Origin of the sequence: Micromonospora sp. NPDC049275 (genome assembly GCF_043197115.1) — a bacterium.
In the GTDB taxonomy this organism is placed as follows: Bacteria; Actinomycetota; Actinomycetes; order Mycobacteriales; family Micromonosporaceae; genus Micromonospora.
Genome location: NZ_JBICSN010000006.1, coordinates 323,821 through 345,354, shown reverse-complemented (window position 1 = coordinate 345,354; position 21,534 = coordinate 323,821). Strand labels below are relative to the sequence as shown.

18 protein-coding genes and 1 riboswitch are annotated in these 21,534 nt (G+C 73.7%); of the genes, 8 read left to right on the top strand and 10 right to left on the bottom strand.

Features of this window, described 5'->3' with window-relative positions:
- The first annotated feature begins 3 nt into the window (after positions 1–3).
- Positions 4–771 (top strand): TetR/AcrR family transcriptional regulator, encoded by a 768-nt coding sequence (locus ACGFIE_RS21035; protein ID WP_393296896.1) that lies wholly within the window; start codon positions 4–6, stop codon positions 769–771.
- 16 nt (positions 772–787) lie between these two features.
- Here the strand turns inward: ACGFIE_RS21035 and ACGFIE_RS21030 are convergent, their stop codons facing one another.
- Positions 788–1,627 carry a helix-turn-helix transcriptional regulator gene (locus ACGFIE_RS21030; protein WP_363688533.1) on the bottom strand — a complete coding sequence of 280 codons (840 nt, stop codon included), beginning with the start codon at positions 1,625–1,627 and terminating at the stop codon, positions 788–790.
- Between the two features lie 133 nt (positions 1,628–1,760).
- Between ACGFIE_RS21030 and ACGFIE_RS21025 the strand changes: the two genes are divergently transcribed.
- Together ACGFIE_RS21025 and ACGFIE_RS21020 are read left to right on the top strand one after the other, a co-directional pair.
- Entirely contained in the window at positions 1,761–2,678 is a 918-nt protein-coding gene (locus tag ACGFIE_RS21025; RefSeq protein ID WP_393296894.1) for an SDR family NAD(P)-dependent oxidoreductase, read from the top strand.
- A gap of 8 nt (positions 2,679–2,686) precedes the next feature.
- Positions 2,687–4,846, top strand: coding sequence for a hypothetical protein (locus tag ACGFIE_RS21020; RefSeq protein ID WP_393296892.1), 2,160 nt, complete (start codon positions 2,687–2,689; stop codon positions 4,844–4,846).
- A 17-nt stretch (positions 4,847–4,863) separates the two neighbouring features.
- Here ACGFIE_RS21020 and ACGFIE_RS21015 read toward each other — a convergent pair whose 3' ends face one another.
- The 3 genes from ACGFIE_RS21015 to ACGFIE_RS21005 form a co-directional block, all read right to left on the bottom strand.
- The gene (locus ACGFIE_RS21015) at positions 4,864–5,259 is read right to left on the bottom strand and encodes a hypothetical protein (RefSeq protein WP_393296890.1); all 396 of its coding nucleotides are present in this window, start codon (positions 5,257–5,259) and stop codon (positions 4,864–4,866) included.
- Positions 5,256–5,705: a hypothetical protein gene (locus ACGFIE_RS21010; RefSeq protein WP_393296888.1), complete on the bottom strand. Its 450-nt coding sequence runs from the start codon at positions 5,703–5,705 to the stop codon at positions 5,256–5,258. Before ACGFIE_RS21010 ends, ACGFIE_RS21015 begins: the two co-directional genes overlap by 4 nt.
- Before the next feature lie 224 nt (positions 5,706–5,929).
- Positions 5,930–6,808 carry an alpha/beta fold hydrolase gene (locus ACGFIE_RS21005; protein WP_393296886.1) on the bottom strand — a complete coding sequence of 293 codons (879 nt, stop codon included), beginning with the start codon at positions 6,806–6,808 and terminating at the stop codon, positions 5,930–5,932.
- A 137-nt stretch (positions 6,809–6,945) separates the two neighbouring features.
- Here ACGFIE_RS21005 and ACGFIE_RS21000 point away from each other — a divergent pair, with 137 nt between their 5' ends.
- From ACGFIE_RS21000 to ACGFIE_RS20990, 3 genes are all read left to right on the top strand, one after another.
- Positions 6,946–10,449 (top strand): BTAD domain-containing putative transcriptional regulator, encoded by a 3,504-nt coding sequence (locus tag ACGFIE_RS21000; protein ID WP_393296884.1) that lies wholly within the window; start codon positions 6,946–6,948, stop codon positions 10,447–10,449.
- 70 nt (positions 10,450–10,519) lie between these two features.
- Positions 10,520–12,142 carry a Na+/H+ antiporter gene (locus tag ACGFIE_RS20995; RefSeq protein WP_393296882.1) on the top strand — a complete coding sequence of 541 codons (1,623 nt, stop codon included), beginning with the start codon at positions 10,520–10,522 and terminating at the stop codon, positions 12,140–12,142.
- A gap of 143 nt (positions 12,143–12,285) precedes the next feature.
- The gene (locus ACGFIE_RS20990; protein WP_393296880.1) at positions 12,286–13,584 is read left to right on the top strand and encodes a hypothetical protein; all 1,299 of its coding nucleotides are present in this window, start codon (positions 12,286–12,288) and stop codon (positions 13,582–13,584) included.
- Between the two features lie 9 nt (positions 13,585–13,593).
- Here the strand turns inward: ACGFIE_RS20990 and ACGFIE_RS20985 are convergent, their stop codons facing one another.
- The 5 genes from ACGFIE_RS20985 to ACGFIE_RS20965 form a co-directional block, all read right to left on the bottom strand.
- The gene (locus tag ACGFIE_RS20985) at positions 13,594–14,340 is read right to left on the bottom strand and encodes an amino acid ABC transporter ATP-binding protein (RefSeq protein WP_393296878.1); all 747 of its coding nucleotides are present in this window, start codon (positions 14,338–14,340) and stop codon (positions 13,594–13,596) included.
- Positions 14,337–15,113 (bottom strand): amino acid ABC transporter permease, encoded by a 777-nt coding sequence (locus ACGFIE_RS20980; protein WP_393296875.1) that lies wholly within the window; start codon positions 15,111–15,113, stop codon positions 14,337–14,339. Before ACGFIE_RS20980 ends, ACGFIE_RS20985 begins: the two co-directional genes overlap by 4 nt.
- Before the next feature lie 39 nt (positions 15,114–15,152).
- Positions 15,153–16,010: an ABC transporter substrate-binding protein gene (locus tag ACGFIE_RS20975; RefSeq protein WP_393296873.1), complete on the bottom strand. Its 858-nt coding sequence runs from the start codon at positions 16,008–16,010 to the stop codon at positions 15,153–15,155.
- 162 nt (positions 16,011–16,172) lie between these two features.
- Positions 16,173–16,283: a putative leader peptide gene (locus ACGFIE_RS20970; protein WP_393296871.1), complete on the bottom strand. Its 111-nt coding sequence runs from the start codon at positions 16,281–16,283 to the stop codon at positions 16,173–16,175.
- Between the two features lie 34 nt (positions 16,284–16,317).
- Positions 16,318–16,429, bottom strand: a riboswitch (SAM riboswitch).
- Positions 16,430–16,513: 84 nt separating this feature from the next.
- Positions 16,514–18,454 carry an amino acid transporter gene (locus ACGFIE_RS20965; protein WP_393296869.1) on the bottom strand — a complete coding sequence of 647 codons (1,941 nt, stop codon included), beginning with the start codon at positions 18,452–18,454 and terminating at the stop codon, positions 16,514–16,516.
- A gap of 227 nt (positions 18,455–18,681) precedes the next feature.
- Here ACGFIE_RS20965 and corA point away from each other — a divergent pair, with 227 nt between their 5' ends.
- A complete protein-coding gene (gene corA, locus ACGFIE_RS20960; RefSeq protein ID WP_393296867.1) occupies positions 18,682–19,809 on the top strand; it encodes a magnesium/cobalt transporter CorA in 1,128 nt (375 codons plus the stop codon).
- A gap of 16 nt (positions 19,810–19,825) precedes the next feature.
- On the opposite strand, the gene ACGFIE_RS20955 is transcribed toward corA, so the two are convergent.
- Positions 19,826–20,011: a hypothetical protein gene (locus tag ACGFIE_RS20955; protein WP_363688558.1), complete on the bottom strand. Its 186-nt coding sequence runs from the start codon at positions 20,009–20,011 to the stop codon at positions 19,826–19,828.
- 231 nt (positions 20,012–20,242) lie between these two features.
- On the opposite strand from ACGFIE_RS20955, the gene ACGFIE_RS20950 reads away from it, so the two are divergent.
- Positions 20,243–21,496, top strand: coding sequence for an MFS transporter (locus ACGFIE_RS20950; protein WP_393296865.1), 1,254 nt, complete (start codon positions 20,243–20,245; stop codon positions 21,494–21,496).
- Positions 21,497–21,534 lie beyond the last annotated feature (38 nt).

Here is a 21,534-nt window from a genome sequence, read left to right as displayed (position 1 = left end):
ACCATGGCGAGTGAGCGCAAGGCGACAGCGGATCCGGCCCGCAGCCTGGCCATCCTCTGGCGCACCCGGGAACCGACCAGCCGCAGCGCCGGGCAGGGGCTCAGCGTCGACCGGATCGTCCGCGCCGCGATCGACATCGCCGACGCCGAGGGCCTCGACGCGTTGACCATGCGCCGGGTCGGTGAGGCGTTGGGTGTCGGCACCATGTCCGTCTACACGTACGTGCCGGGCAAGGCCGAACTCGTCGACGTCATGATCGACACCGCGTACGGCGAGATGCCGCGTTCCGCCGTCGAGGGTGACTGGCGGGCCCGGCTGGAGCGGATCGCCCGCGACAACCTGGCGCTCTACCAGCGCCACCGCTGGATGCTGCGGGCCGAGACGACCCGCCCGGTGCTCGGCCCGCACCTGGTCGCCAAGTACGACCACGAACTCGGCGCGGTCGCCGACATCGGGCTCACCGACGTCGAGATGGACGCGGTGCTCACGCTCGTCCTCGGGCACGTGAAGAGTTCCGCGCGCGCCGCGTCCGAGGTGGTCGACCTGGAGCGGGAGACCGGCATGACCGACGGCCAGTGGTGGCAGTCGCACGCGCCCTGGCTGGAGACGTTCCTGACGGCCGACAGGTACCCGACCGCGTCCCGCGTCGGCACGGCGGCGGGCCAGCAGCACGGCGCAGCGTACGGCCCGGAGTACGCCTTTGAGTTCGGCCTGCAACGCGTCCTCGACGGCATCTCGGTGGTGGTCGCCGAACGGGCGGCCACTCCATAGGCTTATACAAGAGAATTTAGTGGTTTTTGTTCGCGTCGGGCGCTGAAACGACTGCACCAAGCCGGGCGAGCGCGCGGTCGGACGGGCTGTCCGGCTCGGCGTGGTAGACGACAAGTGACTGACTCGTCCCGTTGATCGTGAGCTTCTCGTAGCGCAGCTCCAGCTCGCCCACGACCGGATGCCGGAAGACCCGTAGCCCACCGCCCGCGCGGGCGGCGACGTCGTGCCGGGCCCACAACCGCCGGAACCGCTCGCTGCCGGCGGCCAACTCCTCGACCAGCTCGGTGAGCCGGGGATCGTCCACCTCGACGCCGACCTGGGCCCGCAGGCCGGCCACCGCGGTGGCCGCGACCGCCTCGGAGGCCGGGTAGAGCGCCGGCACGCGCGGGTCCAGGAAGACCGCGCGCAGCAGGTTCACCCCGAGCCGGTAGATCGGCGCCAGCGCGGTCGCCATCGGGTTGGCGAAGAGCACGTCCAGGTGCCGCCCGTGCACGAACGCGGGTGTCCGCGACCACGAACCGACCAACTGTCGGATGCCCACCGGCACCCGCTCCGGGCGTCGTACCGGCCGGCCGGCGGGCGCCTGACCGCCGAGGCGACGCAGGTGCGCCGTGGCCTCCGCGTCGAGCAGCAGCGCCCGGGCCAGCGCGTCGAGCACCTGCGCCGACGGGTGCCGGTCACGGCCCTGCTCCAGCCGCAGGTAGTAGTCGGCGCTGATGCCGGCCAGCAGGGCCAGCTCCTCGCGCCGCAGGCCGGGCACCCGCCGTCGGCCGTGTGCCGGCAGCCCGACGTCGGACGGACCGACCAGGTCGCGCCGGGCGCGCAGGAATTCGCCCAGCGGGCCGGCCGTGCTCACCCGCCCATCGTAGGAGCCCGCCCGGCCCGCCCAGCCTGGTCCTGCCACTACCAGGAAAACCAGGAACCCGGATAACCGGCGGTGGCCGGGTGACAGTGTTTGGCAGGAAGCGTGTTCGAGACAAGGGGCAGAGATGACTGAGCGAATCACGACGCCATTCGGCTTCGCCTCGACCGCCGACGAGGTCCTCGCCGGAGTCGACCTGAGCGGCAAGCGGGCCGTCATCACCGGAGGCGCCGCAGGCATCGGCGTCGAGACCGCCCGCTCGCTGGCCGCCGCCGGGGCCGAGGTGGTGCTCGGGGTACGCCGGGTCAGCGCGGGTGAGCAGGCCGCCGCCGACATCGCGGCCAGCATCGGCGCGGACCGGGTCACGGCCCGCGAGCTGGACCTGGCCGACCAGGATTCGGTACGCCGATTCGTCGCCGGCTGGGACCAGCCGCTGCACATCCTGGTCAACAACGCCGGGATCATGGCGCTGCCCGAGCTGGAGCGCACCGCCGAGGGCTGGGAGATGCAGTTCGCCACCAACTTCATGGGGCACTTCGCGCTGACCGTCGGCCTGCACGACGCGCTCGCCGCGGCCGGTGGCGCCCGGGTGGTGTCGGTGAGCTCCAGCGGCAACCTCTTCTCGCCCGTGGTCTTCGACGACCTGCACTTCGCGTTCCGCCCGTACGATCCGCTGCTGGCGTACGGGCAGTCCAAGAGCGCCGAGGCGTTGCTGGCCGTCGAGGCGAACCGCCGCTGGTCCGGCGAGGGCATCCACACCAACGCGCTGAACCCCGGCGCGATCGCCACCGGTCTGCAGAAGCACACCGGCGGGCTGCGTACCCCGAAGGAGCGGCAGAAGACACCGCAGCAGGGCGCTGCCACCTCGGTGCTGCTCGCCGCGTCCCCCCTCCTGGACGGCGTGGGCGGTCGCTACTTCGAGGACTGCGCCGAGGCGCCGGTGAGGACGGAGCGGCCCGCCGACTACACCGGCGTCGCGGCGTACGCGGTCGATCCGGGCAACGCCGAGCGGCTCTGGACCGTGGCGTCGGACCTCCTCGCGTAGCTGCCCCGATGCCGCAGGCAGCGTCGCGCCACGGCGACCAACCGCGCTGCGACGACGTGGTGGAGTTGCGGGTGCACGGCGTGTCGGGGGCGCGACCCTCGGTCATCCTGGGCGCGGAGCGGGTACGGCAGGTCGCGGGCGACGCCCGGGGAGGCTTCCACCGCCGCGACGGGTCGGACGGCACCGATCCGGACGGGGTGACGCTCGAGGCGTACCGCTGGGGTGACCTGCCCGCGGGCACTGTGGCCCGGACGCTCGCCATGGTCCTCCTGCTGCCGTTCATGCTCAGCAACGCGGCGGTGTGGATGCGGCCCACCGGCAGCGGCGCCGCCGGGGTCACCGTGCTGTGCCGGCTCCTCGCGCTCAACCTCACGGTGGTGTACGTGGTGTCCATGGCCGGGGTCGCCCTCGACCTGCTCGCCTGGCGGTGTCTCGGCGCGGCAGCCTGTCGCGCGCCCTTCGACACCGTGGCCGGGCTGGACGACAGACCTGTCGGGCAGCGGCTGGCCGTGTCGGCGCTGCTGCCGATCGTTGCCGTCGGGGGCCTGCGGCTGCTCGGCACCCGCCGCTCCCGCCCGGCCGGCAACCCATTGTGGGCGGTGGAGCCGCTTGTGGTGCGGCTGCGGGCGATCCACGTCGCCGCCGCGCTCGCCGTCCTCGACGTTCTGCTCCTCACGGCCCGTCGCGGCGGCGGCGCGACGCCCGGGACGACGCTGCTGCTGACGCTCAGCGTGGCGGTCCTGGTGGCAGGCGTCGGTCTGCTCGCCGCCCCGGGGCTGATCGACCGGGCAGCGACCGCCCGCACCGCCACGGTGACCGCCCGCGCGACGGGCGTGGTGGCGGCGGGTCTGACGGTGGCGACCCTGGTGGTCGTCGCGCGCGACGAGCGCGGCTGGCCGTCCTCGGCCGGGCTCCCCGGCTACGACGGGATCGCCGGCGGCGCCCTGCTCGGCCAGATGGTGCTGCTGGTGGTGCTCAGCGGCGTGGTGCTGTGGCACCGCGGTCGGTCCGCGCTGCCCCGAGGGCTGGGCGCGGCGCTGATCGCGGCCATCGCGGTCGGCCTGACCGGTGCGTTCTCCGCCGGTCTGGTCTACCAGGCGGGGGTGCTGCTCGGTGGCTACCGCAGCGACGGAGGGCCGCCGCTGCCGTACCGCTGGACGCTGCTGGCCTTCTTCCTGCACGTGGCCGTGGCGGTGCTGCTGTGCGGGGCGATGACCCTCCTGTCCCGGCGTCGCCGTCGCGGGGCGGCGGAGGCGATCGTCGCCCGCGACTTTCCCGCGCCGCCGCCGGAGGCGACCGGACGGTTGCGGCGGGTCACCAAGGCGGTGGCCCGGGCGCGGTTCACCGAGTGGGTGGGCCTGCTGGCGGCCACGTACGCGTCTCTGGCGGTGGTCGGGCTGGCCACGAGTCTGCTCGGGCAGTTCGGGCACGAGCCGGACGAGCTGGCGCGGCACTATCTCCGGCTGCCGGCCGGTGCGGTCGGGATGGGGCTCGCGGGGGGCACCTACCTCCTCGCCGCGGTGCTCCTCGCGTTGGTGTTGGGAGGTCTGTTCGCCTACCGGACGGCGTGGTTCCGCCGGCACGTCGGGATCCTCTGGGACCTGGGCACCTTCTGGCCCCGGGCCGCCCACCCGTTCGCGCCCCCGAGCTACGCCGACCGGGCGGTGCCGGAGCTGGCCGACCGGATCGGTCGCCTGACCGAGCGGCACGCCGGGGTGCTGCTGTGCGGGCACAGTCACGGGTCGGCGTTGCTGGCCCTCGCGGTGCTGCGGCTGCCGCCGACCGTGCGCCGGCGGGTCGCGCTGCTCACCTACGGTTCCCCGCTGGACCGCCTCTACGCCCGGCTCTTTCCGGCGTACCTCGACGAGACGGTGCTGCGCGAGGTGGGGGAGCGGGTCGAATGGCGGTGGCTCAACCTCTGGCGGGACACCGACCCGGTCGGCGGTTGGATCTTCGCGGCGCACCGGCCCGGCGATCCGCCGCCGGAGGAGGCCGATCCGGCCGGCCGCGTGGACCGGCGGCTGCGCGATCCCACGGCCCTGCTGCCGTCACCCGGGGAGCGTCGACCGCCACCGGTGCGCGGACACCACCCGGGCGAGTCCGACCCCGCGTTCCGGGCGGCCGTCCGCGACCTCGTCGGCCGGCTGCGCTCCCCGGATGGCGGATGAGCCGTTGGCGGGGCCCGTCACCGGTCCTCGGACAGCCGCTCGGACTCCGCGACCACCGCCCGGATCTTGCGCAGGGTGGCGTCGGGGGCGTGCACCGCCGTACGCCACCTGTCCAGCGTGCGGGTCAGCACCCGGACGACGAACTGCAACTGGTTGACCTGCTCGCGCAGCAGCCCCAGCTCGGATCGCGAGGTCACCGCCTGGCTCTCCAACTCGGTGATCCGCATCTGCAGGGGCTGCACGAGCGTCAGCGCGGCCTCCGTCAACGTGTCGGCGGCGTCGGCCTTGAACTTGCCGCGCTGCGACACGACCGTGGCGATGGCGGCCAGGCCTGTCGTCCCACCGAGGATGCCGAGCAGGCTGAGCAGCACCTGGACCCACTGCGGTGCTTCGGGTGTCGGTGCCGAGATCACGTGACACCTCCCACGACCCGTCGGTGCGTCGCGCACTGGTGGTCGTAGGCCAGACAGCGCAGGTCGGCGGCGACCTGGGCGGCCCGCCAGAAGGCGCCCAGTGGCACCGCGCTGATCAACGACGCCGCGACGAGGCCCTGTGCGCCGGCCACCGCCACCAGCGCCACCGCGTACATGCCGGTGATGGTGCCGAGCACCAGGACGGAGGCGAACTCGATACCGAGGCCGGTGGAGAGCCGGCCGGGCCACAGGATGCCCGACAGCCCACCCACGCCGACCACGATCAGGGCTACCTCCCAGCCGAGCTGGAGGGGTTCCGGCATGGACAGTTGGACCGACGGTGATCGGACGTCGAGCACGAGCAGGAGGAACCCACAGATGGGCGTCGTGACCAGTGCGGCAACCTCGAAGGGTTGGTTCTTGGCCCGGGGGCGGAGATGTCCCACGGCGACTCCTTGATCGGACCATGAGCGCCGGCTCGCCTCCGGGCCGATGTCGTGTCAGCTCGCGCGCACGATCAGATTCGCCGGTGGCGTGTGGACGGTCGATGGTCGAGGCGATGGGCGACTCGCCGCCGTTGGCTGCCGGTATCTGCTTGTGTAGCACCGGCGACCAGGTTCCGTCCACCCGACGCAACGTCGTATTTCCGCAGGTCAGAGCCGCTCGCGTATCAGCGCAGCAGCAGGTCGCGCAGCGCCCGGACGACCACTGCCGGCGCCTCCTCCGCCATGAAGTGGCCGCAGGTGACCGTCTGGTGCTCCAGGTCCGGGGCCCAGGCCCGCCACACCGCCGCCGCGTCGTAGCCGAGCGCCGCGCCCCAGTCCTGCTGGAGCACCGTCACCGGCATCCGCAGCCGGTTGCCCGCCGTCCGGTCGGCAGTGTCGTGGACGACGTCGATGCCTGCGGACGCCCGGTAGTCGGCCACGATCGAGGTGACCGCGTTCCGGGACGCGCGCAGGTACGCGGCACGCGCCTCGGGCGGCAGCGCGTCCTCGTCGCGGGTCCAGACGTCGAGGAAGTGGCCGAAGAACGCGTCGGGGCTGGCGCCGATCATCTTCTCGGGCAGGCCCGGCGGTTGCGCCATGAGGTACAGGTGGAAGGCGACCGCGGCGTCGACGCCGTGCAGCACGTCCCACATGTCCAGCGTGGGCAGCACGTCGAGCAGGGCGAGCCGGCTGATCGCCGCCGGGTGGTCGAGGCCGGCGCGGAACGCGACCAGGGCGCCCCGGTCGTGTCCGGCAAGGGCGAAGCGACCGTGGCCGAGCGCGCCGGCCAGCGCCACGACGTCGGCGGCCATGGTCCGCTTGGCGTACGCCGTGCCGTCGCTGTCCACGGGCTTGTCGCTGTCACCGTAGCCCCGCAGGTCGGGGCAGATGACCGTGTGGTCGGCGGCCAGATCGGCCGCTACGTGCCGCCACATCAGGTGGGTCTGCGGGAACCCGTGCAACAGCACGATCGGTGGCCCGGAACCACCCACGGCGGCGGTGAGCGTCACGCCGTCGGCGACTGTGACGCGCTGGTAGTCGAATCCGTTGATCCTCGGCTGCACGGGAAACCTTCCTGGTGAGCGGGGTCGGCGGGCGGAGCGCCCGTCGCCGTCGTACGTCACCGAGGCTGCCCGGGGGTGATCAGCGGACGGTCAGCGCCGAATCAGTACGGGCCGGCGCGGCCGCCTAGATTGGTGCCATGACCAGGCAACCGACACCACCGGTGGAGGTGACGTTCGGCGTGCTCGGGCCGGTGACCGCCACCACCGCGGGCGGTCCGGTCCCGCTGCGGGGCCACCGGCAGCGCCTGGTGCTGGCCCGGTTGTTGATCGCCCACGGCCGGGTGGTGCCCGTGGAACGCCTCGTCGACGACCTGTGGGAGGTCCCGCCGGACGGCGCGGTGGGCGCGATCCGCACCTTCGTCGCCGACCTGCGCCGGGCGTTGGAGCCCGACCGGCCGCCCCGGCAGCCACCGCGCCTCCTGGTCACCGAGCCCTCGGGGTACGCGCTGCGCGCCGCCCCGGGCACGGTGGACGCCTACCGCTTCGAGGCCGCCGTCGGCGAGGCGGGACGGCTGCTGACCGGGGAGCTGCCCGCGTCGGCCCTGACGGTGCTGGACGAGGCGCTCGGGCTCTGGCGCGGGCCCGCGTACGCGGACTGCGCGGGCGCCCTCTGGGCCGTCGCGGAGATCAACCGCCTGGACGAGTCGCGGATGCTCGCCGTCGAGCGGCGTGCCGAGGCGCTGCTCGCGCTGGGCCGTCCGGACGAGGCCGCCGCCGACCTGCCCGCCCACCTCGCCAGCCATCCGCTGCGGGAGGACGCCTGGCGACTGCTCGCGCTGGCCCGGTACCGCTCCGGCCGGCAGGGCGAGGCGCTGGCAGCGCTGCGCGAGGCCCGCGACGTCCTGGTGGCGGAGCTGGGTCTGGACCCGGGGCCCGAGCTGCGTCGGCTGGAGGCCGACATCCTGGCCCAGGCGCCACACCTGACCCCCACCCCCGCCGTGACCGTCCCGGACGGTGGCGGACCCCTTCGGGACGGCGCGACGGGACCCTCGCCGCAACGACCGGTCCTCGGGCGGGAGGCGGAGCGGCCGTTCGTCGGGCGGGAGGCGGAGCGGCCGTTCGTCGGGCGGGACGCGGAGCTGGAGAGGCTGCGGCAGGCCGGCCAGGCCGTCACCGGCTCCGGCCGGCCCACGCTCGCCCTGCTCAGTGGGGATCCGGGCGCCGGCAAGACCGCCCTGGCCGAGGCGCTGACCCGGCAGCTCGCCGCCGAGGGCTGGACCACGGCCTGGGGCCGCAGCCCCGAGTACGAGGGTGCCCCACCCGCCTGGCCGTGGACCCAGATCACCGACACGCTCACCGAGCCAGCGGGGTCGGGCGTCCCGGCAGCGTCGGGCTTTTGGCTGGCAGCGTCGGCTGAGCTCTCCGGGTCGGGTGAGCCTCCGGGGTCGGGTGAGGCTGGCGGGCCGGGTGAGCCTGCCGGGTTCGGCGGGCCGGTGGGCGGTGGCGGGACGGCCGGTTCCAGCGGCGCGGCCGATCCCGCCGTGGCCCGGTTCCGTCGGCACCGCGCGGTGGCGTCGTTGGTCTCCGCCGTCGCCGACCGGACGCCCCTCCTGCTGGTGCTGGACGACCTGCACCGCGCCGACGGCGACACACTGGACCTGCTCACCGCCCTGCTCACCGGGCCGCAGCAGGCCACCGGGCCGGTGCTGGTCCTGGGCACCTACCGGGCCACCGAGATCAGCCCGGAGCTGACCGCCGCCCTGGCCCGCGCCGCCGGGCTCGAACCGGTGCGCGTCTATCTCGGCGGCCTGTCTCCCGAGGCGACAGGCGAGCTGACCCGGGCCCTCGCCGGAACGGAGCTGGACCCGCCCACCGTCGGGCTGATCCACCACCGCAGCGGCGGCAACCCGTTCTTCGTCCGGGAGCTGGTCCAGCTGTACGCCGGCGCGGGCGACGCGGCGCTGGCGGCGGTGCCGCCCGGGGTGCGCGACGTCATCCGGCACCGACTCGCGCAACTGCCCGCGCCGACCCGTACCGTGCTGCGGCAGGCGGCGGTGCTGGGCCGGGACGTCGACCCCGACGTGCTCGGCGCGCTGACCGGCGACCCGGCGGCGCTGCTGGACGCCGTGGACCGCGCGTTGCAGGCCGGGTTCCTGACCGAGGCGGAAGCCGACGGGCGACTGCGGTTCACCCACATCCTGGTCCGCGACACGCTCTACGCGGATCTGTCCGCGGCGCGGCGCGCGGCCTGGCACGCCGGCGTGGCCGAGGTGTTGCAGCGGCGTCAGCCCGTCGACCCCGCCACGGTGGCCCACCACCTGCTGCGCGCCGGTGGGTCGGCTGCCGCCCTCCGGGCCGCGGGCTACGCACGTACCGCCGCGGAACATGCCGAACGCGACGGCAACCCGCACGAGGCGGCCCGGCTGTGGGCACAGGTCGTCGACGCGTACGACCGGGCCGGGGGGACGGAGCGGCGTGAGCGGTTGAGCGCGGTCCTCGGTCTGGGGCGCGCTCTGGCGGTGACGGGCCGGTTGGCGCAGGCGCGCGGGTACCGCGCCGAGGCCATCGCCGACGCCGAGGCGGTCGGTGACCCCCGGCTGACGGCGGAGGTGCTGGCCGGCTTCGACGTGCCAGCGATCTGGACCCGCAACGACGACGACGTGCTCTCCGAGCGGATCGTCCGCGCCGCCGAGCAGGCCCTGACCGGCCTCGGGCCGACCGGCTCGGCGCAGCGCAGCCGGCTGCTGAGCACGCTAGCGCTGGAGCTGCGCGGCACTTCCGACGACCGTGGCCGCCGGGCCGCCGCCGAGGCCGAGCGGATCGCCCGGACCGTCGCCGACCCCGGGTTGCTGGCCTTCGCGCTGAACGCGCGCTTCATGCACGCCTTCCACCGCGTCGGGCTGGCCGCCGAGCGGGCCCGGATCGGCGCGGAGCTTGTCGACCTGGCCGCCGCACGCCAGTTGGTGACCTTCGAGGTGCTGGGTCACCTCATCGGAGTGCAGTCGTGCTGCGCGCGAGCCGACCGGGCCGGCGCCGATGTTCACGCCCGCGCCGCCGACCGCCTCGCACGGCGGTACGAGTTACCGCTGGTGGGGGTCTTCACCGGCTGGTACGCCGCGCTGCGCCGGGCGTTGGACGGCGACCGGGAGGCGGCGGCGAGCGCGTACCGGGCAGCCGCGCAAGGCCTCCCCGCCGACGCCATGCCGGGTCTGGCTCACGGACTGCTACCGCTCGCGCTGCTCGGCCTGCGCCTGGCCGAAGCGGTCGACGATCGGTCGGCCCACGACGACCGGCCGATTTCCGGGCCGGACGACGAGGGCTGGGCGCGGCTGGACTGGGGTCCCCACGAGCCGTGGGTCCGCCCGCTGCTGCTCGCCGTCGACGGCGACCGGCCCGCCGCCCGAGCGGCACTGCGGGCGCTCCCGGACGGGCCGCACGACCTGCTGCGGGAGGTGCGACTGTGCCTCACCGCGCGGGCCGCCCTCGCCGTCGACGACAGGGCCACCATGGAGCGCGTCGCAGCCGCGCTCCGACCGGCCGCGGACGAGCTGGCCGCCGGCAGCGGGGTGCTCACCGTCGGCCCGGTGGCCGGGCACCTCGCCGACCTGGCCGCCGCTCTGGGCCGCGACGAGGAGGCCGCCGAGCACCGCCGTACCGCCCGCCTGCTCACCGGGCGCGCTCGCGCCGACGACCCGACCTGAGCCCACTCGGGGCGTCCCGTGCCGGGCGACTTGCCAGTTCCCCTGGAACCGGCAACCGGGGTGCGGTCAGATGGAACCACCGGCGTCCGTCGTCGGCCGGGGATCGAGGGGGTACGCCGTGGAGGTGCTCGTCCTGATCGTGGTGCTGGGCGTCACCGTCCTGGTCGGCACCACCCTCGGCGGCCGGTACCGGGTCGCGCCGCCGGTGCTGCTCATCGGGTTCGGGGTGCTGCTCGGGCTGGTGCCGCCGCTGTCCGAGGTGACCCTGGAGCCGGAGCTGGTACTGCTGATCTTCCTGCCCGCGATCCTCTACCGGGAGAGCCTCACCATCAGCCTGCGCGAGATCCGGGCCAACCTGCCGGTGATCGGGCTCCTCGCCGTGGTGCTCGTGGTGCTCACCATGGTGACGGTGTCGCTGACCGCGCAGGCGTTCGGCGTGAACCCGGCGGCTGCCTGGGTGCTCGGGGCGGTCCTCGCGCCGACCGACGCCGCTGCGGTCACCGGCCTGGCCAAGCGCCTGCCCCGGAAGCTGCTCACCACCCTGCACGCGGAGAGTCTGATCAACGACGGCAGCGCCCTGGTGATCTTCGCGGTGGCCGTGGGTCTGCTCACCCACAGCGACAAGCCGGGGCTGCTGGGCATCGGTGAGGAGTTCGTCGGCGCCAGCATCGGTGGAATCGTCGCCGGGCTACTGGTGGGCGCCGTCGTGGTGCTCATCCGCAAGCGGCTCGACGACCCGCTGCGGGAGGGGGCGCTGAGCGTGCTGACGCCGTTCGCCGCGTTCCTGCTCGCCGACGCGGTGCACGCCAGCGGTGTGCTGGCCGTCGTGGTCGCCGGCCTGGTGCTGGCCTACGCCGGTCCACGGGTGATCCGCGCCCGGTCCCGGGTGCTGGCGTACGCGTTCTGGGACCTGTCCACGTTCCTGATCAACGGTGGGCTGTTCGTTCTGCTCGGCACGCAGATCCCCCGGGCGGTGAAGGGTATCTCCAGCACCTCGCCGGGTCGGGCCCTGGCGATCGTGCTGGTGGTCACCCCGGTCGTCGTCGCCACCCGGCTGCTGTTCGTCTACCTGACGGCGGAGTCGGCGAAGCTGCTGCGTCGCCGGATGCTCGACCAGGACCCGTCGGCGTCCGACTGGCGGGTGGGGACCGTGGCCGGCTGGTCCGGTTTCCGGGGCGCCGTGTCGCTCGCCGCCGCGCTGGCCGTCCCGACGATGACCGCCACCGGCACACCGGTGACCGAACGCGATCTGATCATCTTCGTCACCGCGCTGGTGATCGTCCTGATCATGCTGGTGCAGGGCACCACCCTGCCGCTCGTGGTGCGCTGGGCGGGGCTGACCGGCGACCCCGAACGCGTCGACGAGACCCGGCATGCCCGCCAGCGTGCCACCCAGGCCGGTTTGGACGCGCTGCCCCGCGTCGCCGCCGAGGTCGGCGTCGAGGGGGAGACGGTCCGTCGGTTGCGGGCCGAGTACCAGCGGCACCTGGAGGACTTCAACGAAAGCGGTGGGCGTACCGCCGAGGAACGCCGGCTGGACCGCCGACTGCGCCTCGGCGTCCTCGCCCACAAGCGGCGGGAGCTGACCCGGCTGCGCGACAACCGGGAGATCGACGACCTGGTGCTCCAGGAGCTCCAGGCCGCCCTGGACAACGAGGAGATCCGGCTTCTGGGGCGGGGACCGAACGAGTGACCGTCCCCGTGACCGGTCCGGTCGCGCCTGACGGATTGGTGACACCGCCGCACGCCGTACGGGACGTTCGGCCACGTCGTCGGCGGGTACGGTGAGAGGCGGTTCGGCGTCCGTCGATGTGTTCGGTTCGCGAGGGGATGCCCATGGCCACCGGAGCGAGCGAGGCCGACCCCCGGGTGGTCACCGAGGGCGAGTTCCTCGACGAGCTGGTCGCGGTCACCCGGGAGCGCGCCGCCACCGAGTTCCTCTACCTGATGGCATCCGACGACGCGGTCGTCGGTGTCCAGTGGGAGCAGCCTGGCGTGGACCATCGCCGCCACTACCGGGTGCGCGACGCCTGCCCGCACTGCGTCGTCCTCGCGGGGGTGCTGGCGTTGGCGCCGATGCTGCCGCTGGACGGGCTGCGTGCCGGGCGCGCCCGACCGCAGTACGAGACGGTGCTGCGCACCGGCCGGCTGCCCCACCTGGCGTTCGCGCGGCCGGCCGGTCCGCCCGGCGCGAGCTGGCTGGGGGATTGCCACGCGGTCGACGGTGACCCGCACTCCGCCGCCGACTGTCCCCGCCACGCTGTGCCCGCGCCCACCGGCGACCCGCTGGAGCTGCGCCTCGGGTCCCTGCCCCGGGCCGTCCGTGAGCTGTACCCGCACGACGGCGCCGCGACCGCCGACCTCCAGCAGCGGCTGCGGATCGCCCAGGACTGGCGGGCCGACGCGCAGGCGGTGGCGAGCGGCATCCGCGAGGCGGCGGCGACCTGGGCGTTCCTGCGCAAATCTTGCGTGCTGGGCGTGCCTGTGCCCGGCGTCAACGGTCTCGTGCTCACCCTGCCGCCGGGCCGGGCCCCGGACGACCGGCCCCTGACCGAGCTGCACGCCGCAGCGGTCCGCGCCGCGCCCCACGGTGCCGGCCCGCTGCCCTACCAGGAGCGGGCCTGCCTGCTGCCCGAGCCGGCCTCGGGAACGCACCGCATGCCGACGTACGCCGGCGCGGTGGACCTGACCGCCGCGTCGCCGGTGCGTACGCTGCGCCTGCCGACGCCCCGCCGGCCGCTGAGCACCACCGGTCGGGGGGTGCTGCTGCTCTACGAGGCCCGGCACGCCATGGGCCGGCACGTGGCGAGCGCGCCGGTGCGTGACAGCGCGTACTGGGACTCCGAGGCGGCCTTGAACGTCTTCGAGTTCACCCTGCTGGAACGGGTCGCCGGGCAGCACTACCAGGAGGCGGTAACCGCCTACGTCCAGGCGCTGCGCCGCGAGGGCGGCCTGCTCGCCCGCCCGCACAAGGTGCTCGACAGGCGCCGGCGCAAGGCGCTGTCGCTGGCGTTCGGCGGGCTGGACGACGAGGAGCTGCACCTGTGGGCGTCGGTCGCGTACCGGAACGCCATCCTGGAGCTGCTCGGCGACCTGAAGGCGTTCGCCGGGCACCTGCGCCGCCAGGCGGGCTGAGCGTCCGTCTCAGAGCACCTGGGCGAGGAAGCGGCGGAGCCGGGGATGCTCAGCCCTCTCGAAGATCCGGTCCGGCGGGCCGGCCTCCAGCACCACACCCCGGTCCATGAAGGCGACGGTGTCGGCGACGTGCCGGGCGAAGCCCATCTCGTGGGTGACCACCACCATCGTCATTCCGGCGGTGGACAGGTCGGCCATCACCCCGAGCACCCCCTTGACGAGCTCCGGGTCGAGCGCCGAGGTGGCCTCGTCGAAGAGCATCACCTCGGGCCGCAACGCCAGCGCCCGGGCGATCGCCACCCGCTGCTGCTGACCACCGGAGAGCTGCGCCGGCCGGGCGTCGGCCTTGTTGGCGAGCCCCACCAGCTCCAACTGGGCGCGGGCGATCGCCGTCGCCTCGTCCTCGCCGAGCTTGCGCAGCCGACGCAGCGCCAGGGTGACGTTGCGCAGCACGCTCATGTGCGGAAAGAGGTTGAACTGCTGGAAGACCATGCCGACCCGCTGGCGCAGCGCGTCCGGGTCGTCGCGCAGAACGCTGCGTCCGTCCAGCAGCACGTCACCCCGGTCGGGCTCGATGAGCCGGTTGAGCGTACGCAGCAGAGTGGACTTGCCCGACCCGGACGGCCCGATGACGCAGGCGGTCGCGCCGCGCGCCACGGTGAGATCGACGCCGCGCAGCACGCGGTTCGGCCCGAAGGCGAGGTGGACGTCGCGTGCCTGGAGGCTCACCGAGGTGGTGGTCGCGAGGGTGGTCATCTCCGATCTCCTTCCGGTGCGCCGGCCAGCGCCGGAGTGTCGTCGTCCTCGTCGTCGGCAGCGGTGGCCGGCCGGCCATGGCGCAGCCGTCTGTCGATTGCGTTCACGACGTGCGTCAGCGGGACGGTCAACGCCAGGTAGAACAGTCCCGCCAGCAGCAACGCGGACTCGTTGCCGGTGGTGGCCGCGTAGTCCTGCCCGATGCGGAACAGTTCCCGCTGGCTGGCCACCAGGCCGAGGAAGTAGACCAGGCTGGAGTCCTTGATCAGCGCGATGAGCTGGTTTACCCAGGCGGGCAGCACCCGCCGGACGCCCTGCGGGATGATCACCAGCCGCATCGCCTCGGCCCAGGAGAAGCCGAGGGCCCGCGCACCCTCCAACTGGGCGGCCTCCACCGACTGGATGCCGGAGCGGAAGATCTCCCCGATGTACGCCGCCGCGATCAGCGACAGCGCGAGGATGCCCAGGGGGTACGGGTCCGGCCCCCAGACCCGCATGCCGAAGGGTGCCAGCCCGACGCCGATCAGCAGGATCGTCGCCGCGGCCGGCAGCCCCCGGAACACGTCGGTGTAGACGCGGGCCGGCCAGCGCAGCCACCGACTGCGGGAGATGCCGGCCACGGCCAGCAGCAGGCCGAACACCGTGCCGAGCAGGGCGGCGGAGACCGCCAGGATCAGCGTGTTGGGCAGCCCGACGGTAAGCATCTCGGGCAGCGCCTCGCGCATCGCGTCGGCGTCGAAGAAGGTCTCCCACAGGGTGCTCAACGGATCCATCGGTGGCCTCTCCTACCGCCCTGCTCGCTCGTCACCGGTTCAGGAAGCGGCCGACGCCGACGGCACAGCCGACGCCGACGGCGCCGACACCGTGCCGCTGCCCGGCCTGAAGTCCGCCGGGATCGGCCGGCCCGGGTAGTACTGGGCCTGCAACCGGCTCCAGGTGCCGTCGGCGATGACCTCGTCGAGGCCCTTGTTCAGCGCCTCGCGCAGCTTGTCGCTGCCCTTGGCCACGGCGTACGCGGTCGGCGCCGGGCTGAGCTGCTTGGCCGCCACGGTGATCTTGCCGCTGCTGTCGGCTGCCGACTTCTCGCCGATCTCCGCCGGGGCGATCCACGCGTCGGCGGTGCCCGCCTTGAGCTGGTTGATCGCGCCGTTGTAGTCGGGCACCCGCACCGGGTCGAGCTGCTTGCCGGTGGCGTAGTCGTCCTGGACGGTGCCCTGCACCACCACGACGCGCTTGCCGGCGAGCTGGTCGAACCCGGTGATCGGCGAACCCGCCGGCACGTCCAGCCCGAAGTAGCCGAAGTCGTACCCGTTGCCGAAGTCGACCGTCTTCTTGCGCGCCTCGGTGATGGTGATCGAGGAGCTGCCCACATCGAACTTGTGGTTGTTGACCTGGGAGAGCAGCGCGGAGAAGTCGGTGCCGACGAACTCGACAGTGAGGCCGAGCTTGCCGGCGACCGCGGTCAGCAGGTCGTTGTCGAAGCCGGTGAACTTGCCATCCTTGAGGTACACGTTCGGCGGGGCGTCGGTGAGCGTGCCGGCGCGCAGCACGCCCGCCTGCGCCAGGCCGTACGGGTTGCCGGCGGCGCCGGACGAGTCGCCGCCACCGCAGGCGGCCAACCCGCCGGCCACCAAAACGGCGCCCGCGCCCAGGGCAACGAAGCGGCTCAAGCCAGAAGAAAATCGCACGGGTGTCTCCAAAAGGGTGCGTCGACCCGGACGATCATGAAGTTGTTGCCCCGACACGCCGGTCGGGCGGGCAACACCTTCATGATCGACAGCGGGGTGGGTGGGCGCGGTGCGCCCGGGGAGGGGAGAGGGAGGGCTAGCGCGTCAGGCGGCGGTACACACCGCGCTGCACATTCGCATCAGGTCCACGTGCCGTCGCCGGGTCAGGGTCGGCGTGAGCCGACCGGCCGGTGGGGTGGGGCTGAGGCTGCGCATACGGTCTCCCGGGTCTGGTGCTGACCTGGGTGCCAGGCCACGCTTGCGCCGACGTCGTGCCGGTGCCTGGTCTTCACCCGGGGCACCCCACCGCGGAGGAGGGTTGCCGGCCAGCGAGCCGGGGCTTCGCGCTGGCACTCATGACCTGCGCCGAGGCTAGCAGCTCCGACCGGTGGACCGTCCAGCCGTTATGACCACGCTCACGGCCGGGCGACGGTTCGACCCGCAGGTCAACCGGCGTGCACGTGCGGCCGGCGGCGCGGGTCGGGCTCCTGGCGACGCAGGATCTCCCGGGTGACCGAGGCGATGGCGCCCTGCCCGAACGCCAGGTAGCGAAGGATGTTGCGACCCGGGCCACCCTCGCTCCACTCGAAGTAGATGTGCGGGCGTCGCCGGCTCCGTTCGCGGATCTCCAGCAGCAGGGCGGCGAGCGCGGTGGGCACCGAGGAGCCGGTCAGGCTGAGCACCGGGTAGCTGTCGTGCGCCACGCTGCCGCGCACCAGCAGGTCGGTCTCGAAGTCCGACGGGTCGGTGATGTGCACCTCGACGAAGATGACGTCGCCGTCGTCGGGGAAGTCGTTGTCCGCCATGGTCTGGGCCAGCTTGGCGCGGTACTCGGCGGGGTCGCGGCGCTGCGGCTCGTGTGCGATGAGGCGGATCCGACGGGTGGCGCGTTCGTCGATCATCCGGGCGGCGACCGGGTCCAGCTCGACGTGGTCGACCCGCAGCTCGTAGGCCCGCATGATCCGGGACAGCACGGACACCAGGATCATCCCGCCGATGAAACAGGCGGCGATCTTGACGCCGTCGGGGCGTTCCACGACGTTCGCCACCGTGGTGTAGACGAAGATCAGCGCGATGGCGCCGAACGCCCACGTCCGCCCCCGCTGCCGCCGTCGCCGCGCCGCGAGGGTCACGGCCGTCGCCGCCGAGGTGATCAACACCAGAACCCCTGTGGCGTACGCGCCGCCCTGCGCGTCCACGCTCGCCGAGAAGACCACGGTGATCAGGAACGCCACCGCGGTGAAGACCAGCACCAGCGGCCGGACCGCCCGCGCCCAGGCAGGCGCCATGCCGTAGCGCGGCAGATACCGGGGTACGAGATTGAGCAACCCGGCCATCGCCGACGCCCCCGCGAACCACAGGATCGCGATCGTGGACAGGTCGTAGACGGTGCCGAACACCCCACCGAGGTGCTGGTGCGCCAGGTAGGCCAGCGCCCGGCCGTTCGCCGGACCGCCGGGCTGGAACGCCTCCGGCGGGATCAGCACGGTGGTGGTCACACTGCTGGTGATCAGGAAGACGCTCATCGTCGCCGCGGCGGTGGTGAGCAACCGCCGCGCGCCCCGGATCCGGCCCAACGGCCGGTCCTCCGAGTCCTGGCGATCCCCCCGGATGTGCGGCATCACCGCCACCCCGGTCTCGAAACCGGACAGGCCCAACGCCAGCTTCGGGAACACCAGCAGGGACAGCCCGACCACCAGCAGGGGATCGCCGTGCCCGGTGCGCAGCGCGGTGGTCCAGTCCCCGACCGCGCTCGGGTGGGTCACCACCCGCCACAGCGCGTCGGCGATCACCACCGCGTTCAACGCCAGGTAGACCGCGACCAGGACGACCGCGATCCCGATGGCCTCGCCGAATCCCTTGAGGAAAACCGCGCCCAGCAGTGCCACCAGCAGCAGTGTGAGGGCCACCTCGTGTCCCTTGAGACCGCTCGGCCAGAACGGGTTCTCGTCGATGTGGGCTGTCGCGTCCGCCGCCGAGAGGGTGATGGTGATGATGAAGTCGGTGGCCGCGAAACCGAGCAGCACCAGCACGAACAGCTTGCCCGGCCAGTAACTCAGCAGGCGTACGAGCATCGCGATCGAGCCCTCACCGTGCGGGCTCTCCACCGCCACCCGCCGGTACACCGGCAGCGCGCCCAGCAGCGTCACCAGCACCAGCACCAGCGTCGCCACCGGCGACAGCGCCCCGGCGGCCAGCGCCGCGATGCCCGGCTGGTAGCCCAGCGTCGAGAAGTAGTCGACACCGGTCAGGCACATCACCTTCCACCACGGCTGGTGCCGATCCGCCGGCGGGCGGCCGTGTGGGCCGGGATGCCGCGCGGCCTGCTCCGTACCGCCGTCGAGCAGCCAACCGCGCAGCCGCCCGGCGCGCCTGTTGCCCTGCACCGGCGCTTCCCCCGTCCTCCGCCCATGGTCACCGCGAGTATCCGCCCGGCCTCACGCGCCCGTCCCGGGTACGCCGAACCCGCCCGTCGCGGGTGGGCGAGGCGGGCGTGTCGGAGGGTTTCGGCCCGCGGGCAGGGGGGATGCAGCGCCTCCGGCGCCCCCGCGCCGAGCCGTCTGGCAGGGCCGGGAGGCCGCCGGAGGGGGATGTCACCGGAAGGGAGCGGGTCATGGTCGGCGGCCGTCGCTTCCGTCCGGGTGGTGGCTTCGGCCGTCAGCTCGACGAGCATGAGACCCACGTCGGCGTGCCGCCACCGCCGGAGCCGCCACCACCCGCCGGGGGCATGGTGGACAGTGCCGTCTACATCCGGGGACACCGGTTCGCCTCGCCGGCCGGCCTCGGTGAGACGTACTCCTGCCTGCAGGAGCAGGACGACGCGATGGCCTGGATCGGGTTGTACCGACCCGACATCGACCAGATCTCCTCGCTGGCGCGCGAGTTCCGCCTGCACGACCTGGCGGTGGAGGACGCGATCAACGCCCACCAGCGACCGAAGCTGGAGCGGTACGGGCACACGCTCTTCGTGGTGCTGCGTGCCGCCCGCTACGACGATCTGCGGGAGGAGGTCGAGTTCTCCGAACTGCACCTGTTCATCGGGCCAGGCTTCGTGGTGACGGTCCGCCACGGCGAGGTCCCCGACCTGGCCGCGGTGCGGCGGCGGATGGAGGCCGACGCGCCGATGCTCGCCCGGGGGCCCGAGGCGGTCCTGTACGCGATCCTCGACCAGGTCGTCGACGGGTACGCGCCGGTGGTCGCCGGGCTGGAGAACGACATCGACGAGATCGAGACCCAGGTCTTCGGCGGCGACCCGAACGCCAGCCGGCGCATCTACGGGCTCAGCCGGGAGGTCATCGAGTTCCAGCGGGCCGCCCGCCCACTGCTCGGCATCCTCGACGCCTTGGCCAGCGGCGCCGGCAGCTACGGCACCGACGAGGAGCTGCGCCGCTACCTGCGCGACGTGACCGACCACCTCACCCAGGTGGTGGAGCGCGTGGACGGCTTCCGGCACCTGCTGCAGAACATCCTCACCGTCAACGCGACCCTCGTCTCGCAGCAGCAGAACGAGGAGATGCGCAGCCTGACCGCTGCCAGCTACGCGCAGAACGAGGAGCTGAAGAAGGTTTCCTCGTGGGCCGCGATCCTGTTCGCCCCGACGCTCATCGGCACCGTGTACGGGATGAACTTCGTCCACATGCCGGAGCTGAACTGGCGCTTCGGCTACCTTTTCGCGCTGCTGCTGATGCTGCTGGTCTGCGGCACCCTCTACCTGGTCTTCAAGCGGCGCGGCTGGCTCTGAAAGCGTGGCGCGACTGTCACTCGATGCCGCGCAGGATGTGCCGTTCGTCCTCGCTGTCGTCGTCGCCCGCGGCGATGCGGCCGAGCAGCACGGCGGCGGCCCAGATGGTCAGGGGGGTGGCCGCTCCGGTCATCCCGCCGCCGGTCCGGTCGTGGTTGGTCTGGCTCCGCTCCGTGCGCGGTGGCCTGCGCTGAGCCTGCATGGGCCCTGCCTCTCCTCGTCGAAGCCGCCGCGGGCGGCGCGGTGTGCGCCCGCGCCCCCGGCCGGGCGACCCGCTCGCGTTGGGTCGCCACCGGTACGGCATCCACGTCGAACCATCCCACGCCCGGCCGCATCCGCACCCCCTGTTTTCGGTTTCCCGACTGTCGCCCGCCAAACCGGACATTTCGCCTCGATGGTGCCTCGGGCCTGTCGACTGGGTAGCGAGGCACGGGTGAGTGAAGCTCTCGACACGGCCGCACCCGCCGTTCCCGGACGCCTGGCGTTGCCGCACTACCTCGTCGCGGCGACGCTCGCCCGGGGTGCGGACGCCGGTGCCGCGGTGGGGGTGGTCCTGTTGGCCACCCTGCCGGAGGTCGGGGCCAGTCGTCCGGCGCTGCTGGGCGGGTTCCTGGCCACCTGCCTGACCGCACCGCATCTGCTGGGGCCGTTGCTCGCCCGTCCGCTGGACCGGGCACGGGACGGGCGGGGCCTGCTGGCCGCCGCCTTCGCCACGTACGCCGGAGCCGTCGCGCTGGCCGCGCTGCTGCTCGGCCGGGTGCCGGTCGGTGTGCCTGCCGCGCTGCTGATCGTGGCCGGGGCCTGCGGGCCGCTGCTGACGGGCGGCCTGAGCAGCCGGCTGGCCGCGCTCCTCGCCCCGGACGAGCGGTCGCAGCGCCGGGGTCAGGGCTGGGACGCGGTGACGTACGGGGTGGGCGGCAGCGCCGGCCCGGCTCTCGTGGCAGTGCTCGCCGCCGTGGCCGGACCCCGGATGTCCCTGCTCGGGTTGGCCGCCGCCACAGTGGTCGCGGCGGTCCTGGTGGGCACACTGCCGGCGCGGGTGTCCGGACGGCACGGGCCGGCGCGGACCGTGCCCGCCGCGCGTGGCGGCCTGCGGGTGCTGCTCGGGCCCGGGCCGCTGCGCCGGGTCACCGGGGTCACCATGGTCGGCGCGCTCACCGGTGGAGCGATCTCGGTGCTCGCCGTCATGCTGGCGGCGGACCTCGGCCGGGAGGCGGCCTCCGGTGCGGTGCTCGCCGCCGCCTACGGGGGCGGAAACCTCGTCGCCGCTCTCGTGGTCACGGCGTTCCCGCTGACCGGCGAGCCGGAGCGGCTGACGTTCCGGTGGGCGGCGCTCGGCGCGGTGGCGGTCGCGCTCTGCGCGGCAGTGCCCGGCTTCCCGGTAGGGGTCGTCGCGTTCGCGCTGGCCGGGGCGGCGACCGCGCCACTCTTCGCGGCTACCCTGGCCGCCCGGTCGGCGTACGCGCCGGACGCCGTACGGGCACGGGTGTTCGTGTCCACGGCGGCGCTGAAGGTGGCCGCCGCCTCGCTCGGCACCGGGCTGGCCGGGGTGCTCGCCCCGCTCGGTCCACGCCTGTTGCTTGTCGCCGGGGCATCTGTCACGCTCGCCGCCGCGCTGGCGGCCACTGTCACCGCCCGGCGTCGCGCCAGCGACCGGAGGCACGTCGGCCAGGGGCACGTCGGCTAGGGGGCACGTCGGCCATGGGCGCGTCCGCGACCGAGGGC

Excerpts from the sequence above, each read along its gene's own strand:
- ACGFIE_RS21035 (WP_393296896.1), top strand. The coding sequence starts at position 4 with ATGGCGAGTGAGCGCAAGGCGACAGCGGATCCGGCCCGCAGCCTGGCC.
- ACGFIE_RS21025 (WP_393296894.1), top strand. The coding sequence starts at position 1,761 with ATGACTGAGCGAATCACGACGCCATTCGGCTTCGCCTCGACCGCCGAC.
- ACGFIE_RS21020 (WP_393296892.1), top strand. The coding sequence starts at position 2,687 with ATGCCGCAGGCAGCGTCGCGCCACGGCGACCAACCGCGCTGCGACGAC.
- ACGFIE_RS21000 (WP_393296884.1), top strand. The coding sequence starts at position 6,946 with ATGACCAGGCAACCGACACCACCGGTGGAGGTGACGTTCGGCGTGCTC.
- ACGFIE_RS20995 (WP_393296882.1), top strand. The coding sequence starts at position 10,520 with ATGGAACCACCGGCGTCCGTCGTCGGCCGGGGATCGAGGGGGTACGCC.
- ACGFIE_RS20990 (WP_393296880.1), top strand. The coding sequence starts at position 12,286 with ATGGCCACCGGAGCGAGCGAGGCCGACCCCCGGGTGGTCACCGAGGGC.
- ACGFIE_RS20985 (WP_393296878.1), bottom strand. The coding sequence starts at position 14,340 with ATGACCACCCTCGCGACCACCACCTCGGTGAGCCTCCAGGCACGCGAC.
- ACGFIE_RS20980 (WP_393296875.1), bottom strand. The coding sequence starts at position 15,113 with ATGGATCCGTTGAGCACCCTGTGGGAGACCTTCTTCGACGCCGACGCG.
- ACGFIE_RS20970 (WP_393296871.1), bottom strand. The coding sequence starts at position 16,283 with ATGCGCAGCCTCAGCCCCACCCCACCGGCCGGTCGGCTCACGCCGACC.
- corA (WP_393296867.1), top strand. The coding sequence starts at position 18,682 with ATGGTCGGCGGCCGTCGCTTCCGTCCGGGTGGTGGCTTCGGCCGTCAG.
- ACGFIE_RS20955 (WP_363688558.1), bottom strand. The coding sequence starts at position 20,011 with ATGCAGGCTCAGCGCAGGCCACCGCGCACGGAGCGGAGCCAGACCAAC.